General features: G+C 50.8%; 10 protein-coding genes. 1 reads left to right on the forward strand and 9 read right to left on the reverse strand.

Annotated features, from left to right (window positions below; all coding sequences use genetic code 11):
* Positions 1 to 127: 127 nt before the first annotated feature.
* From ilvN to C9I98_RS21070, 9 genes are all read right to left on the reverse strand, one after another.
* Positions 128 to 625, reverse strand: coding sequence for an acetolactate synthase small subunit (gene ilvN, locus C9I98_RS21030; RefSeq protein WP_036827523.1), 498 nt, complete (start codon positions 623 to 625; stop codon positions 128 to 130).
* Positions 625 to 2,343, reverse strand: a complete 1,719-nt coding sequence (locus tag C9I98_RS21035) for an acetolactate synthase 3 large subunit (protein WP_107272450.1) — start codon at positions 2,341 to 2,343, stop codon at positions 625 to 627. Before C9I98_RS21035 ends, ilvN begins: the two co-directional genes overlap by 1 nt.
* Positions 2,344 to 2,906: 563 nt before the next feature.
* Positions 2,907 to 4,718 (reverse strand): AMP-dependent synthetase/ligase, encoded by a 1,812-nt coding sequence (locus C9I98_RS21040; RefSeq protein WP_036818693.1) that lies wholly within the window; start codon positions 4,716 to 4,718, stop codon positions 2,907 to 2,909.
* A gap of 315 nt (positions 4,719 to 5,033) precedes the next feature.
* Positions 5,034 to 5,990 carry a transcriptional regulator LeuO gene (leuO, locus tag C9I98_RS21045; RefSeq protein ID WP_036818698.1) on the reverse strand — a complete coding sequence of 319 codons (957 nt, stop codon included), beginning with the start codon at positions 5,988 to 5,990 and terminating at the stop codon, positions 5,034 to 5,036.
* A 345-nt stretch (positions 5,991 to 6,335) separates the two neighbouring features.
* On the reverse strand, positions 6,336 to 7,445 hold the full coding sequence (locus C9I98_RS21050) for an MJ1255/VC2487 family glycosyltransferase (protein WP_107272451.1): 1,110 nt from the start codon (positions 7,443 to 7,445) through the stop codon (positions 6,336 to 6,338).
* Positions 7,446 to 7,452: 7 nt separating this feature from the next.
* Complete coding sequence (locus tag C9I98_RS21055) at positions 7,453 to 7,959, reverse strand: phosphatase PAP2 family protein (protein ID WP_036823573.1); 507 nt, start codon at positions 7,957 to 7,959, stop codon at positions 7,453 to 7,455.
* 125 nt (positions 7,960 to 8,084) lie between these two features.
* Positions 8,085 to 11,195: an efflux RND transporter permease subunit gene (locus tag C9I98_RS21060; RefSeq protein WP_036823576.1), complete on the reverse strand. Its 3,111-nt coding sequence runs from the start codon at positions 11,193 to 11,195 to the stop codon at positions 8,085 to 8,087.
* A complete protein-coding gene (locus C9I98_RS21065) occupies positions 11,192 to 12,550 on the reverse strand; it encodes an efflux RND transporter periplasmic adaptor subunit (protein ID WP_107272452.1) in 1,359 nt (452 codons plus the stop codon). The genes C9I98_RS21060 and C9I98_RS21065 overlap by 4 nt, the downstream gene beginning before the upstream one ends.
* Positions 12,537 to 13,190: a TetR/AcrR family transcriptional regulator gene (locus C9I98_RS21070; RefSeq protein WP_036827445.1), complete on the reverse strand. Its 654-nt coding sequence runs from the start codon at positions 13,188 to 13,190 to the stop codon at positions 12,537 to 12,539. The genes C9I98_RS21065 and C9I98_RS21070 overlap by 14 nt, the downstream gene beginning before the upstream one ends.
* A 580-nt stretch (positions 13,191 to 13,770) precedes the next feature.
* Here C9I98_RS21070 and leuA point away from each other — a divergent pair.
* Positions 13,771 to 15,321 carry a 2-isopropylmalate synthase gene (gene leuA, locus C9I98_RS21075; RefSeq protein ID WP_107272453.1) on the forward strand — a complete coding sequence of 517 codons (1,551 nt, stop codon included), beginning with the start codon at positions 13,771 to 13,773 and terminating at the stop codon, positions 15,319 to 15,321.
* Position 15,322 lies beyond the last annotated feature (1 nt).

Raw genomic sequence — 15,322 nt, forward strand, 5'->3', positions numbered from 1 at the left:
ACTGCACCAACCAACCTTATTAGACTTTAGTCTAATAAGGTGAGGTTTTCCGTTGCAGGTTCATTTCAGGCCAAATAAAAAAAACCAGCACAAGTGCTGGGTTTTATAGATAGTTACAATAGGCAGGTTAGGCTTTAAGCGCGCGCTCCCCGCGTGCAATGCCCACTACCCCGCTTCTCGCGACTTCGACAATATCTGTCGCTTCGCCGACGGCAGAAATAAAGGCATCGAGCTTTTCACTGGTGCCCGCCAACTGAATGGTGTAAATCTGGCTGGTGACGTCCACAATCTGACCACGGAAAATATCGGCGGTGCGTTTAACCTCGGCACGGGCAAAGCCATTGGCCTTCACCTTCACCAGCATCAATTCGCGCTCGACATGCTCGCTTTCGGTCACGTTGCTCACCTTGAGGATATCAATCAGCTTATGCAATTGCTTCTCGATTTGTTCAAGCGAGGCATCGTCTTCCACGTTGGTTGTGATATTCAAGCGGGACAAGGTCGAATCGTCGGTAGGGGCCACCGTTAGCGATTCAATGTTATACCCACGCTGGGAGAACAAGCCCACAACTCGGGATAATGCGCCAGGTTCATTTTCCAATAGTACTGATACAATCCTACGCATTATGTTCTCTCCGTTTTACTTAGCCACATTTCACTCATTGAGCCGCCGCGGATCAGCATTGGATACACGTGCTCAGTTTCATCAACACTAATGTCAATAAACACCAACTTATCTTTCATTGCCAGTGCTTTTTCCAGCTCGCTTTCAAGATCTTTTGGATCTGAAATACGTACACCGACATGGCCGTAGGCTTCTGCAATCGCTGCAAAGTCCGGTACCGAATCCATATAAGAATGCGAGTGGCGACCTTGATAAATCATATCCTGCCACTGTTTCACCATGCCAAGGAAGCGGTTGTTCAAGTTGATAATTTTCACCGGAATGTCGTACTGCAATGCTGTCGACAACTCCTGGATGTTCATCTGGATACTGCCATCACCCGTGACACATACCACCTCAGCATCCGGCAGGGCGAACTTAACCCCCATCGCGGCTGGCAAGCCAAAGCCCATGGTGCCCAAGCCACCTGAGTTCAGCCAACGGCGCGGTTTATCAAATGGGTAGTACAGTGCCGCGAACATCTGGTGCTGGCCAACATCGGAAGCCACGTAGGCATCGCCGTCGGTTAGCTTGTGCAGCACTTCAATCACCTGCTGCGGCTTGATGCGCTCGTTGTCAGTCTGGTAGCTCAAGCACTTGCGGGAACGCCAGCTTTCAACCTCGCTCCACCAGCTGTCGATGGCAGCCTTGTCGTTCGCTGCATTTTGATCGTCCAGCATTTTTAGCATGCTGTTCAGCACGGTTTCGGCGGAGCCAACAATGGGAATATCAACCGCAATCGTCTTGGAGATCGATGACGGGTCGACATCAATGTGCATGATGGTCGCATTCGGGCAGTACTTCTCGACATTGTTGGTGGTACGGTCATCAAAGCGCACGCCGATACCGAAAATCAAATCCGAGTTATGCATTGCCATATTGGCTTCATAGGTACCGTGCATCCCCAGCATACCCAAGTTGTTCTTGTGGGTACCAGGGAAAGCGCCCAATCCCATCAGGGTGTTAACAACCGGGATGTTCAAGCTTTCAGCCAGCTTTAGCAGTTGCGGGCCGCAGTCGGCCATGATGGCACCGCCGCCCACATACAATACCGGTTTCTTGGCTGCCAGCAGCGCCTTCACACCGCGCTTGATCTGCCCCTTGTGACCATTGGTCGTCGGGTTGTAAGATCGCATGGCAATTTCTTCAGGGTACTTGTATGGGTAGGTTTCAGCCGGGTTTAGCATGTCCTTCGGAATATCGATGACAACAGGTCCAGGGCGGCCGCTAGAGGCAATATAGAAGGCTTTTTTGATGATCTCAGGGATATCTTCAGGCTTTTTCACCAAGAAGCTGTGTTTGACCACAGGGCGGGAGATCCCCACCATGTCACACTCTTGGAAGGCGTCGTTACCAATCAGGTTACTCATGACCTGACCGGAAAACACAACCATAGGAATGGAGTCCATGTAGGCGGTAGCAATACCGGTAATCGCATTGGTTGCCCCCGGTCCCGATGTCACCAATACCACACCGACCTCACCCGTTGCACGGGCATAGCCATCGGCCATGTGAACAGCGGCTTGTTCGTGGCGGACAAGGACATGCTCGATATCGCTTTTCTCATGCAGCGCATCGTAAATATCCAATACCGAACCACCAGGGTATCCGAAGATATGCTTCACGCCTTGATCGATCATCGAACGAACGACCATATCAGCGCCGGACAACATTTCCATATTTCTGCCTCCAGGTTGCGTATACCACCCTGCATAGCTAATTCATCCCGAAAGACATCCCTGAAGCCAGCATAACGGTATGTGTAACCGGAGGAGCATACACATGCGTCACCCTGCATGGGTTGTACAGTTCAGTCAGCCAAGATAAGCAGCATCAAGCAGGTTCGCTTTAGCTGCTGCGGTGGGGATTACCACACACCAATTAGCTATACAGGCTGATATAACATAGTTAGGGCTTATTTTTAGCCTAATAATGAAATCAAATAACGTTTTCATGCTATGTCATCTGTGGCGAGCCATAACAAGCCACAACAAACTGAAACAACTTTAACGCTTTTGCAGCAATCAAGTCTATTGCCTGAAAGCATTAAACGGTAATCATCTAAAATGGATAAATATTCATCATGATCATGACGGGGGAATTTTCACCAACAGAGTGATCATCCACATTGAAGATTATATCCAGATTATTCCGCTACTCAGTCCAGCACCATTTCGTATCCTCCGCGCATGAAAAAGGGAGCCAGCAGGCTCCCTCTAGTCGTTAGCAAGGTAAAGTACGGTTATGACGCCTTTTTATGGCTTTCTTCGTACATGCGCTCGATTTCCTGGTGGTAGCGATCTTGGATCACCTTACGGCGCAGCTTCTGGGTTGGCGTCAGCTCGCCCTTGTCCATCGAGAACGCACTCGGCAGCAGGGTAAACTTCTTCACCTGCTCAAAACGAGCAAGGTCTTTTTGCAGCTCAACCACACGCTTCTCAATCAGTTCAACGATCTGGCTGTGCTTAACCAACTCCAGACGGTCTTTATATTTGATATTTAGCTCGCGGGCATGCTCTTCCAATGTCTCAAAACACGGTACGATCAACGCCGACACAAACTTACGTGTATCAGCTACCACCGCGATCTGCTCGATGAAGTGATCTTTACCGATAGTGCCTTCAATCACCTGCGGTGCAATGTACTTACCGCCCGATGTCTTCATCAGCTCTTTGATTCGGTCGGTAATAAACAGGTTGCCGTTTTCATCAATATGGCCCGCATCACCGGTTTTAAGGAAGCCATCTTCGGTGAAGTTCTTGGCTGTTTCTTCCGGCATGTTGTAGTAGCCGCGCATCACCATTGGGCCACGCACCAAAATCTCGTTATCGGCACCAATCTTCACCTCGGCACCAGGCATCGCCATACCGATAGAGTCAGGGTTGAAGCACTTGTCATCCCAGCACGAAACCGTCGCTGTTGTTTCTGTCATGCCGTAGCCCAGCTTGACGTTAAGGCCAACTGCGTGGAAGAAACGACCAATGCCCTCATCCAGCTTGGCACCGCCGCATGGCATAAACTTGATACGGCCGCCAAGCAGATCACGCAGCTTAGACAACACCATCTTATCTGCCAAGGCATGGCTCTTTTTCAGCATCAATGATGGCTCACGGCCTTCTTGTTTAGCCAGTGCCATGCGCGCGCCCATGTTTACAGCCCAAGTAAAGATCATCTTGCGATGGAAAGGGGCACGGGATACTTTGTCGTGAACACCCGAGTAGATTTTCTCGTAGACACGCGGTACCGCCGCCATGACGTTAGGCTTAATTTCGGCAAGTGCCTCTTTCAGCAGGTTAGTATCAGCCAGGTAGCAGTTTACGCCGCCACGGTGAAGCACGTAGAAAGTCCAAGCACGCTCGAATACGTGGGAAAGCGGCAGGAAACAAAGCGAAACGTCGCCTTCTTCCAGTGCCAGCTTTTGGTCATGGCCTTCAATTTGCGAGCCAATATTCGCGTAATCTAGCATCACGCCTTTTGGCGTCCCTGTCGTACCCGAGGTATAAATCAGGGTCAGCAGATCGTCCATTGCCTTACCATCGAGGCGCTGGTTCAGCTCTGCTTGATGTTGCTCGCCACCGCTGGCAACAAAAGCATCATAGCTCATCACCAGTGGGTGTTCGGTAAGTTCGGCTTGGCTATCCATCACCACGATACGCTCAAGCTGAGGACAGTCAGCGGCAACAGCCAGCGCTGCGTCCAGCTGCTCCTGCTCGCCCACAAACAGAATACGGATATCCGCGTCGTTAATTATGTAAGCAGCTTGCTGCGGGGTATTAGTTGGATAGATTGGCACGGTAACAGCACGGTTATACAGAGTAGCAAAATCTGCAATAGTCCAGCGCGGCATGTTATTAGAGAAAATACCGACTTTATCCTGAACTTTCAGCCCGTGCTCGAGCATGGCTAACGATAACTGTTGGATACTATCACCAAACTCCGACCAGCTGATGTCTTGCCACTGACCTTCTACCTGATGACGCAATGCAACCCTATCGCCTAAGCGTGCGATTTGGGTACGAATTCTGTTAACAATATGAAATTCACGTTTAGCCATAACTACTCTGCCAAAATTTGGCTTACACCTGTAAGCTTATTGAGCAGGGAATATACCCGTGACAAGGAAAAACGCAACAACGCAACCTCACAAATTCGCCATTCCTCTGGTACGACCTCCATAGCAAAGCCAGTAATTACAAGGGACATACGTTTTGTAATAAAAACACTACAAAATGTAAGTAAATGCGTAATCTCCAGCACAATAAACCACAAAAATAGGAAAGGTAATAATTATTATAGCTGCCTATAAAAGCCGTTTTTCAGGCACAAAAAAACCAGCTTTCGCTGGTTTTTCTCTCTAAGGCACGCCGAATTAGTAAGAGCTATCGCCACAGACTTCCAGCAGCTGGTCGCGCATCCAGATATGGCCTTTGTCCTTTTGTGAAGACTCGTGCCAGCTCAGGTAACCGCTGATTTTCGATGCCTCGAATGGCAACGACATGATTTTAAGTTGCTGGGTGCTTGCAGCAGACTCAGCCAACCAACGAGGTACAACGGCAATCAAGTCAGACTGGCCGGCAACATAGATGATGTTGCTCAGGCTCGCGCCCTGATACGCTTCTTGGTAGGTCGTGTGCTGCTTGTAGATGTGGTCTGCAAACATCTTCACGCCTGGGATAGATTTCATTACCGCGTGCTTCTCAGCGGCAAATTCAGCCTCAGAAATCGTGCTGCCAAGACGCGGGTGGTTATCGGCGGCAATCACCACTAGCTCATCGCTAAATAGCTCGGTGCTGCAAAAACCTGGCTCATCGAAGCGAACATAGTCAATCACGAAGTCGATTTCCTGGTAGCGCATCTTCTGAGTTAGCTCTGCATCAAACTCGGCTTCAAGCTGCATACGCAGGTTAGGTGCTTGCTCTGATACGTTGCGAAGGATACGTGGCGCAAAACGCATATCAGATGGGCTACAAACGGCTAGCTTGAAAGTGCGTGTCGACGTCTCCGGCGAAAAAATGGATGAAGGTAGCTCGTTTTTCACCAACTGCAGTGCTTGGCGTAGTGGACCGAAAAGTTGCTTTGCACGCTGGGTTGGCTGAATACCGCGACCGTGACGAATGAACAACTCATCGTTGAACATCACTTTCAAACGCGCCACTGCATTACTTACTGCTGGCTGTGACATACCCAAACTGTGTGCCGCTCGGGTGATATTTTGCTCTTGCATTACAGCATCAAATACAGTCAGTAGGTTAAGGTCAACACTACGTAGATTTGATTCCATGCCATACCCATCAGCGGAATGAATAGATGAACTTCTTCTTGCCATGTTTTTGCCTCTATCTGAGCTAATTGTTGGGGCAAAATCCATTATGCCGCCGATGAATAATAGAGCTCATCCAAAGCCCTGATTCGAGTTCCCCGTTTCGGGATGAGGCAAGTATCATCGAAATAGATTGATGAAATAAATAGGCGGGTGAGAGCAAAAACTAACAGTGTTATATAAAAAAGTGAATTCAGAATACAAACACTTTTAAATCAACACCATAAGCCACATATAAAACGATCTAAAATATCTATAATTATAATAAAGGCTCAATTATAAGCAGTTTTCACGAATGAAATCGCAAAAAAAACTAAGGTGTAAGCGTTATCCTCGCGCAAAAAACAGCGTTTAATAACTTCCAGTGATTAATAACTTGTGGCGAATATTCCCCCTTACAGGTGGGATTTCCAGCACCGCATCTTCGACGGTTTCGGGGAATTCAACCTGCGACCAAAGCGCTTGCCACAATTCATCACAATGATACCAGTCCCCTTTCATGATCCACTGTGCTATTGCCATCGCGACATCGGGAATATGTACCCGGCCAACTGCATCACTGTTAAGCCATCGCCCCAGCGAAGATGAAGATAAGTAGGACATCGACTGCGCCAACCCCATCAACTCCAGCGTCATCACATTGCTTTGTTGCTCGTACTGGCCATGAAGCGGTTTCAGCAATAGTTTCTTGCCCAAGCTGATGGCTTCTGATGGCAGCTCGAAACCACCGTTGGCAACCACCCCGTTGCACTGGTGCATTCGTTGGTGGAAGTGCTCACGGTGTAGCTGATGCACGCTGACGTTCTCATGCTCGTAGTCATGCCTTGCGTCAGGGTGGAAGCAATAAAACTTGGTTTGGTCAAACCGTGTCAGCATCTCAAGCACCAACTCCAGCTGCTCGAAAGGCAGGTAAACCAAAATAGAACCGTCATTGCCAATCTTATGCTGGCTGGCCGGTACTATCGGTGGCAGGATCATTTGGTCAAAATGATACCAATGCACCCCCAGCGCCAAAGATGAAGGGGCAAAATACCGGGTGATCAAGCTATCACTCCAGCGGGCTTTCTGCTTGGGCACATCTTTTAAAAATGCATTTTGATGGCTCAGGCCGATGCAGTGTACATTCTGGCGGCGTGCCGCCCATGCCGAAACCGGCTCAAAATCGTTCAGCACAAGATCATAGCCTGATAAATCAAGCTGCTTTATATCTTTCAGTAAGGCCAGGGGGCGATTATTGATCAGGGTCTTCCATTGGTTCAGCTGGCCCTTTTCGGTCACGAACGTCAGCCCCCTGCGGGTTTGATAATCGCCAAAGCCTTCCATATCAAAGTATTGATCGGCTGGACGGCCGGAAAACAAGTAATCAACCTCCGCCCCCTGCGATGCCAGCGCCCTTGCCATTTCACGCGCCCGGGAGATATGCCCATTGCCCGTGCCCTGTACGCCATAAAGGATTTTCATACGCCACCTATGCCATGCTAACCAATTCGAAACACATCACGCCCAGCAACGCGCCAACAAAGATATCGCTAAGGTAATGCACCCCTAAGAGCACCCGGGATAAACCGATCGCTACCGCCCACGGCCAAATAAACCAAGCGGTATCGGGATAAAACGCAGTGATCAAAGAAGCCATGACAAATGCCGCGGCGGTATGCCCGGAAGGTAGGCTGTATTTATCGGATGGCTTGATAAAGCTCGGGAAGGATTGCGGACGATCGCGCTTAAAACTGTTTTTCAGCAACAGATACAACGGAAGCTCAATGGCGAACGCGAGCAACCCCATCTTTAGGACTTGCCCGCCCTGCTGTGAATCTAGCCCCCATACCAACAAGGCAAATACAACGTATAGGTGACCGTCGCCGGTATGCGATACTGCCCGGCTGAGCCTTGCCACTTGGTGGTTGAAGCGATGGCCAAGGCACAATGAAGAGAAAGCAAAGTCTAAGCGCTGGATCGGAGCCAATACAGTCATATTCAAATCCTCTCTGATGAGTTGGTGATCAGATTAGAAATGCGATATGACAGGCGAGTGAAGGTTAGAAGGTAAGATGGTGACAATCTTGCCGAGAGGAAACATCCTCCCGGCAATCAACAAGATCAGGCAGTCGCCAGCTTCTCGTGCCTATGAACCAGTTTAAAATCGGCCAAGATGACATAAGCGGCTGGGATCATAAACAAGACCAGTAGCGTCGAGGTGAAGATCCCGAACACAATGGAGATCACCAAAGGCTTGATCACTTGTGCCTGCAGGCTGGTCTCGAGCATCAGCGGCAGCAAACCTGCCGCGGTGGTTAGCGATGTCAGAAATACCGCCCTGAAGCGCTCTCGGCTTGCCAGTACCACGGCTTTTTTTATCTCGTCGCCATCATCGAGGTGGTGGCGGATATACTGTACCAACAAGATAGAATCATTCACCACGACCCCAGCCAGCGAGACAAATCCCATCATACTCGGCATACTGAGCGGGTGGCCCAGCAGCAAGTGCCCCCAGAATACCCCGATCAACGCCAGCGGGATAGCTAGCAACACCACGAAGGGTTCAAGGTAGCTGCGGAACTGGAAACTCAAGATCACAAATACCCCGAAGATCCCCAACATAAAGCCGGTCGCCATCGACTGTCCCGTTTCGGCAGTGTCTTTTGCGGCACCTTCAAAATCGAACCGAAGCCCCGGGTAATCCTGCTGCAGTTTCGGCATCAGCTTGGTTCTGAACTGACCCAGTACCTCCCCCGAGCTGATCACACTCTCTTGCAAGTCACCGTACACACTCAAGGTGCGCAATCCGTTGATCCGCTGGATCCGAACATAGTTACGCTGATGCTCCAAAATCGCCACCGATGCCAGTGGGATCTGGCTGCCGTCCGATAGAATAATCGGGAAGCTGGATAACGTTTGGAGGTCCGCCGCCCGCTCTTTATTGAACATGACTTCAATTTCAATGTTCTCCGGCCCGATCTGGATTTCATCGGCGGTCTGGCCGAAATACGCCGAACGAAGCTGGGAAGCGATCATCTGGCCGTCAACGCCGAACGCTTCCGCCCCCGGACGAAGGCGGATCAATACCTCCGGTTTACCCATTCGCATGTCATCCAATACCCCAGACACACCGGCAAACTCATTAAAGAATTGCTGGGTTTCGATAGATGCCGCCTTGAGCATCGCCAAATCATCATGTTGCATCCGCACTTCGATAGCACGACCGCCCGGCCCCATCATTGGCTGCTTGTAAACCAAGGCCACGGGGGCTGCCAATTCACCCACATCCTCGCGCCACGCATCGATAAACTCATCAATCAAGCTATGACGAATTTCGGCACTGAGTAAATCCAGCCTTACCGTTGCGACATGCGGGCCACTCTCGTCGGCATCGGCATTGAAGTTAAATTGCTCGGTAATGTTTTTAACTAGCGGCACACCGCCTTCGTTGCGATCGCTCCATTCTTGGTTAAGCCGCTTGGCTGAAGCAACAATTTCGTCGACAACGTCTTCAGTCTGGCCCAGTGTCGAGCCCGGCGGCAGAATGATCCTCGCCTCGGCAATATCACCGTCAAGCTCGGGGAAGCCGACAAACTTAAGCCCGCCACCAGCCAGCAAGGCGAAAGAGGCAAACAAGAGTCCAATCACCCCGCCGACAAACAAGTAACGCCACTCCACCACCAGCGCGACCATCTTGACTAGGCGCTCGTTGCGAAACTGTTCAAAGCGCGCCAAGAAGTTTTGCTTCCACTTTGGTGGCTGCCTTTCTTGCTTTTGGCGATGCAATGAATGGCTGAGGTGGCTTGGCAAAATCAGGAATGCTTCCACCAAACTGATGGATAACACCAGGATAAGTACCTGTGGGACCACACGAAGTACCGCCCCCATCTCCCCGTCAAGGAAGATCAAGCTACCAAAAATACAGATAGTGGTCAGGAACGAGGACACCACCCCCGGCAAGACTTTCCTCACCCCGTTATACACCGCATCTTGGATCTTCTGGCCCCGATCCAAATGCGACGCTATCGACTCGGAGATCACTATCGCATCATCCATCATGATCCCGATCGCCATTAATAGGCCAACCAGCGACATAATATTGATAGATAAAGAGAAGGTCGCCATCAAGTACATACTGCCAAGGAAGGCCACCGGCAATCCCGCGGCAATCCAGAACGAGTAGCGGAACGAGAAAAACAGCCACATTACCGCAAAGACCAAGATGACCCCCTGCCAACCGTTCTTCACCATCATAGTGAGGCGATCCCAAAGCAGCGAAGAGAGATCATTGGTCAAGGTCAGGGTGACCCCCGTTGGTGCGCGCTGGTTTTCGGCTTCGACAAAGGCAGCCACCCGCTCTTTGATCCGCAAGGCATCATCGGCCTTGTTCTTGCTTACCCGCAGCATGGCCGACGGCACCCCGTCGAACAACACCTTCTGCTCATCAAGGGCAAAGCGGTCGGTGATTGTGGCAACATCCCCAAGGCGCAGCACTGCCCCTTGGCTATCTGCCCCCACCACGGTTTTGGCAATGGTATCCGGGGTGATTTTCTGCTCATCGAATCGGATCAGTAGGTTGCGATCGGCCAATTCAATGTTACCACTGGGCAACTTGATATTTTGACGGCTCAGTTTATTGGCAATATCACTGACACTCAGGCCAAGCTGGCGTATCGCCACCTCGTCGAGTTCCACCCTGAGCTGATGGTCGGAGAAGCCACTGACCTCGACCAGCGAAACATCATAATCAAGCTTTAGGGTGCGTTTGAGCTGCTCGGCATAGGCTTTCAAGTGCGGCAAACTGGTATCGGCCTTAATCGCAACATCGACAACCGGCTCGTTCCAATCCAACTCGCGTACAATTGGCGACTCGATCTCGACCGGAAAATCATTAATGGCGTTAATCTGGGTCTGCACATCCACCAGCATGCGCGAAACAACATCGCTATTGGTTAGCTTGAGGATCAACGATGCCGAGCCTTCTACCGCCTCACAGCGGGTCTCTTCAATGTTTGCCAACCCATCGACGGCATCCTCCATCCGCATACAGATGCTTTCTTCCACTTCCTGCGGCGAGGCACCGGGATAGACCACCGAGGCGATGATGTAAGGCGGGGCAAATTCAGGGAACGTTTCGCGCTTGATCTTTGGCAACGACACCAGTCCCAACAGAATCAGTGCCAACATCATCAAATTGGCTGCGGTTGGGTGACGGGAAAAATAGCGGATCATGCTGCCGGCTCCTGATCTTGCTCTTGGTCTTGAACCCGGGCCTCTTCAACCGGATTACCGTTCAAGGTCACAACCTTCAAAGCCATTCCCGACACCGCAGGCAATAAGTCATTCACCACCAACTGGGTACCAGAAGCTAAGTCGCCGCTAATCGCGACATGGCCACCTCGACGAAATAGCACAGTAACAGTTTGAATTTTAAGGTTACTATCACTATCAACCAAATAAACCTTATCACCGTGCAACGCCCGCTCTGGGATCACCCAATGCGGATTGGGTTGACCCGAGAGCCTTGCTTCGACAAACATGCCATTGACCAGTGGCGGAGCCGACTCAGGCGAGAGCTGGCTGTAGTCTTGGTCCACTTCGAGGATCACCCCCACGGTTGCTTGGTTGGCACTCACCGTATCGCTGATACGGGTCACCTTCGCCGGCCATCGCTGGATAAAGCTGCCACTCGACAGTTGGATACTCGCACTCAGATCAAGCTGATCAGCTCTCGGCCGGCCATCGGCATGGGCGGTATACTGGGTGAGGCTTGCCGCCAGCACCTGCATATCATGGAGGGCTATTTGGGCATCAATTTCCACCGTGTCGATACCGTGCGCCACCACCATCACCTGTTGGGCGTTCACCACCTGATCCTGCTCGATATCAACACTGGAGATCCTCGCATCTACCGGTAAGGTGATCACGGTTTTTTCCAGGGCACGTTGTGCCTCGCTAACGCGGGAAAGGTTCACCTCCAACTGGGCAAGCGTAACCTTGCGCTCATTAGGCAACACAATCAGCTGGTTCTCAATTTCCTGCACCACTTTCTGGCTGGCCAAGGCGTTTTGCTGCTCCAAGTCTACCGTCGATTGCGAGGTCAGCCCCTTGGTACGTAGCTCCTGCTTGCGCGCCAGCTCCTTCTTGCTAATCGCAAGGCGGTTCTTTTCTATCTTGAGCGTGGTTTGCAGGTTTTGCTCTTCCTGCTCCAATTTGGCTAGCTGTGCCTGGCTCGCACTAACATCGGCTTCGGCCTGAGCCAGGCGCAATTCGTAATCAAGCGGGTCAATCTTGAGCAGTACGGTTCCGGCGTCGAGAACGCGCCCCTTATCAAGATCGGGATGACGATAAACTACCTTACCCGACACCTCGGCAATGGCCTGCCATTCCACCTTGGGCGCCACCCGGCCAAAGCCAGATGCTTCGGGTGCCAACAGTTGCTGCTCAAGGCTAATTACATCAACCACCCGCGCCCTTTCCAGCGCCGGCTTCACCTCGGGAGACGGGCGTAGATTCATTGCCAGTACCAACACCGCTATACCTACCGCAACCGCAGGAAATAGCAGCCATTTTCTATTTTTCAACATCCTCATCCCCATCTTGGTCTACCAGCAGCCCACGAGTCAGCAGCTTAATATTATGCTCGGCCAGCTCAGTCAGATAATCTTCATCGATATTAATGCCTTGCAATTCCAGCAAGGCTGGCGGCAGTAGAAATGGAAAAACCATCAAACTCACAAAACTCATTCGCGCTTTATCGGGGCAAATATCCGGGTGAAGCTTCCCTTGCTGCTGTAACTTTTTGAACATCAACTCGGTTGTAGGACGGGCAACCCGCCGAATTAACTTTTCGATTGTCTGGCGCTGGGGATCGCTCGGCTCCATTGTCATCGCCCGGGCAATCAACTTGGGCATATCCGGGTTTGGCGCCATGATCCGATAATAGGTACGCATCAAATCCCCGATCGAGTTGAAGTCCCCCTTGCGCAAGACCACTTCAAGCTGGTTGTGCATCGGCTTCGCCGTTTCGTGGACCATGGCTTCATAAAGCCCGGCCTTATTGGCGAAGTAATAGCGGATCAGCGCGACATTCACCTCGGCTCGCGCCGCTATCATCCGCGTCGATACCTTGCTGTAGGGCAGGCTCACAAACAACCGCCTGGCCTCTTCGATTAGCCGTTCCCGAGCATCAGACTCACCGGTAGGCCGCCCCGCTTTCCCAACCATCAATACACCTTTATCTACTTACTAATTAAGTAAAAATTTAATTAATCACTTGATGAATTTTAGCGCATTGCGGCGATGAAAAAACCGGATTAATTCACCACTATTTAATCAAATGATTAATTTTAATATAAGCAATAATCCCGGCCGGGCACGAAAGTAGTTAACAATTTTCAAACAGCCAAACCATTCACCACACCCACATAAACACCAAATGAATTCACAAGCCAAATACCTCGCGAGTGAATACAACTGGTCGGATATGTTGAGTTAACTATTAACAATCAACTGAATAACCACAAAAACAAAATAAACATGCAATTAGTGGTTGACGTTGCCACTGTCTATTTGGTATTCATTTGTTAAACAACTTTGTGGATATATTTCAATTATGAAAATGCGTTTCTCAACTCTCCTAAGCCTCCTCCTTATCGTGAATAATTCGCGCGGGTAGCTTATGGGTGGGAAACACCACTAAGAATTCAAAAAGACCCGCGCAGTAAGCGCGGGTTTTTTATATGACTAAGCCAGCGCAAGCGGATGCAGACAAGCCAAACAGGCAGGCGAAAGAAAGGAAGTAGCAATGAAAGATCAGGTCATTATTTTCGATACCACTTTGCGTGACGGCGAACAGGCCCTATCAGCCAGTTTAACGGTAAAAGAAAAACTGCAAATTGCCTATGCCCTAGAGCGCTTAGGTGTTGATGTCATCGAAGCTGGCTTCCCGGTTTCATCACCCGGTGACTTCGAATCGGTACAGACCATTGCCAAGCACATCAAGAACAGCCGCGTGTGCGCACTATCCCGTGCCGTAGCCAAAGATATTGATGTTGCGGCAGAATCATTGAAAGTAGCCGAAGCATTCCGTATCCATACCTTTATTTCTACATCAACGGTACACGTTCAGGACAAACTACGCCGTAGTTACGACGATGTGATCGAAATGGGCGTGGCGGCAGTTAAGCGTGCCCGCAACTACACCGATGATGTCGAGTTCTCTTGCGAAGATGCAGGCCGAACTCCTATCGACAACCTATGCCGCATGGTAGAGGCGGCTATCGACGCCGGTGCCAGCACCATCAATATCCCCGATACCGTGGGCTACACCCTACCAAACGAGTTTGGTGGTATTGTTGGCCAGCTATTTGAGCGCGTACCGAATATCGACAAGGCGATCATCTCGGTCCACTGCCACGATGACTTGGGTATGTCGGTTGCCAACTCGATGGCGGCGGTACAAGCCGGCGCCCGCCAAATTGAAGGCACCATCAACGGTATTGGTGAGCGGGCAGGCAACTGTTCGCTGGAAGAAATCGCGATGATCATCAAGACCCGTGCCGAATTCCTAGGCGTTCACACCAACATCAAGCACGACGAAATCCACCGCACCAGCAAAATGGTCAGCCAGCTGTGTAACATGCCGGTACAAGCCAACAAGGCTATCGTGGGTGCCAACGCCTTCAGCCACTCATCGGGTATCCACCAAGATGGCATGCTAAAGAACAAGAACACCTACGAGATCATGACCCCTGAGTCGATTGGCCTTAAGAACCAAGCGCTGAACCTAACTTCACGTTCAGGCCGTGCCGCCGTGAAGAGCCATATGGATGCGCTGGGCTACACCGAGAATGAGTACAACCTAGACGAGCTATACGCCGACTTCCTTAAACTTGCCGATCGCAAAGGCCAAGTATTCGACTATGACTTAGAAGCCTTGATGCATTTTGCCAATCTGCGCGAGGAAGATGACTTCTTCAAGTTGAACTACCTAAGCGTACAGTCGGGTAGCGTGATGGCGACCACCAGCATCAAGCTACAGTGCGGCGACGAAGAGAAATGCGAAGCGGCTGTGGGCAACGGCCCGGTTGATGCGCTTTACCAGTGTATCTACCGCCTAACCGGTTACGACATCGTATTGGACAAGTTTGACCTTACCGCCAAGGGTGAGGGTGAAGACGGCTTGGGCCAGGCAGACATTATCGCAAACTACAAAGGCCGTAAGTATCACGGCACGGGCTTGGCGACCGATATCGTTGAAGCATCAGGCCAAGCGCTACTGCATGTGATCAACAGTATCCACCGCGCAGACCAAATTGCAGAAATTAAACAGAAATCCCAGATGGAGACAGTATAAC

Source organism: Photobacterium sanctipauli (assembly GCF_003026495.1).
GTDB lineage: Bacteria > Pseudomonadota > Gammaproteobacteria > Enterobacterales > Vibrionaceae > Photobacterium > Photobacterium sanctipauli.

Bases quoted from the DNA above. Each gene is read 5' to 3' on its own strand.
- ilvN (WP_036827523.1), bottom strand. From the start codon at position 625: ATGCGTAGGATTGTATCAGTACTATTGGAAAATGAACCTGGCGCATTA.
- C9I98_RS21035 (WP_107272450.1), bottom strand. From the start codon at position 2,343: ATGGAAATGTTGTCCGGCGCTGATATGGTCGTTCGTTCGATGATCGAT.
- C9I98_RS21040 (WP_036818693.1), bottom strand. From the start codon at position 4,718: ATGGCTAAACGTGAATTTCATATTGTTAACAGAATTCGTACCCAAATC.
- leuO (WP_036818698.1), bottom strand. From the start codon at position 5,990: ATGGCAAGAAGAAGTTCATCTATTCATTCCGCTGATGGGTATGGCATG.
- C9I98_RS21050 (WP_107272451.1), bottom strand. From the start codon at position 7,445: ATGAAAATCCTTTATGGCGTACAGGGCACGGGCAATGGGCATATCTCC.
- C9I98_RS21055 (WP_036823573.1), bottom strand. From the start codon at position 7,959: ATGACTGTATTGGCTCCGATCCAGCGCTTAGACTTTGCTTTCTCTTCA.
- C9I98_RS21060 (WP_036823576.1), bottom strand. From the start codon at position 11,195: ATGATCCGCTATTTTTCCCGTCACCCAACCGCAGCCAATTTGATGATG.
- C9I98_RS21065 (WP_107272452.1), bottom strand. From the start codon at position 12,550: ATGTTGAAAAATAGAAAATGGCTGCTATTTCCTGCGGTTGCGGTAGGT.
- C9I98_RS21070 (WP_036827445.1), bottom strand. From the start codon at position 13,190: ATGGTTGGGAAAGCGGGGCGGCCTACCGGTGAGTCTGATGCTCGGGAA.
- leuA (WP_107272453.1), top strand. From the start codon at position 13,771: ATGAAAGATCAGGTCATTATTTTCGATACCACTTTGCGTGACGGCGAA.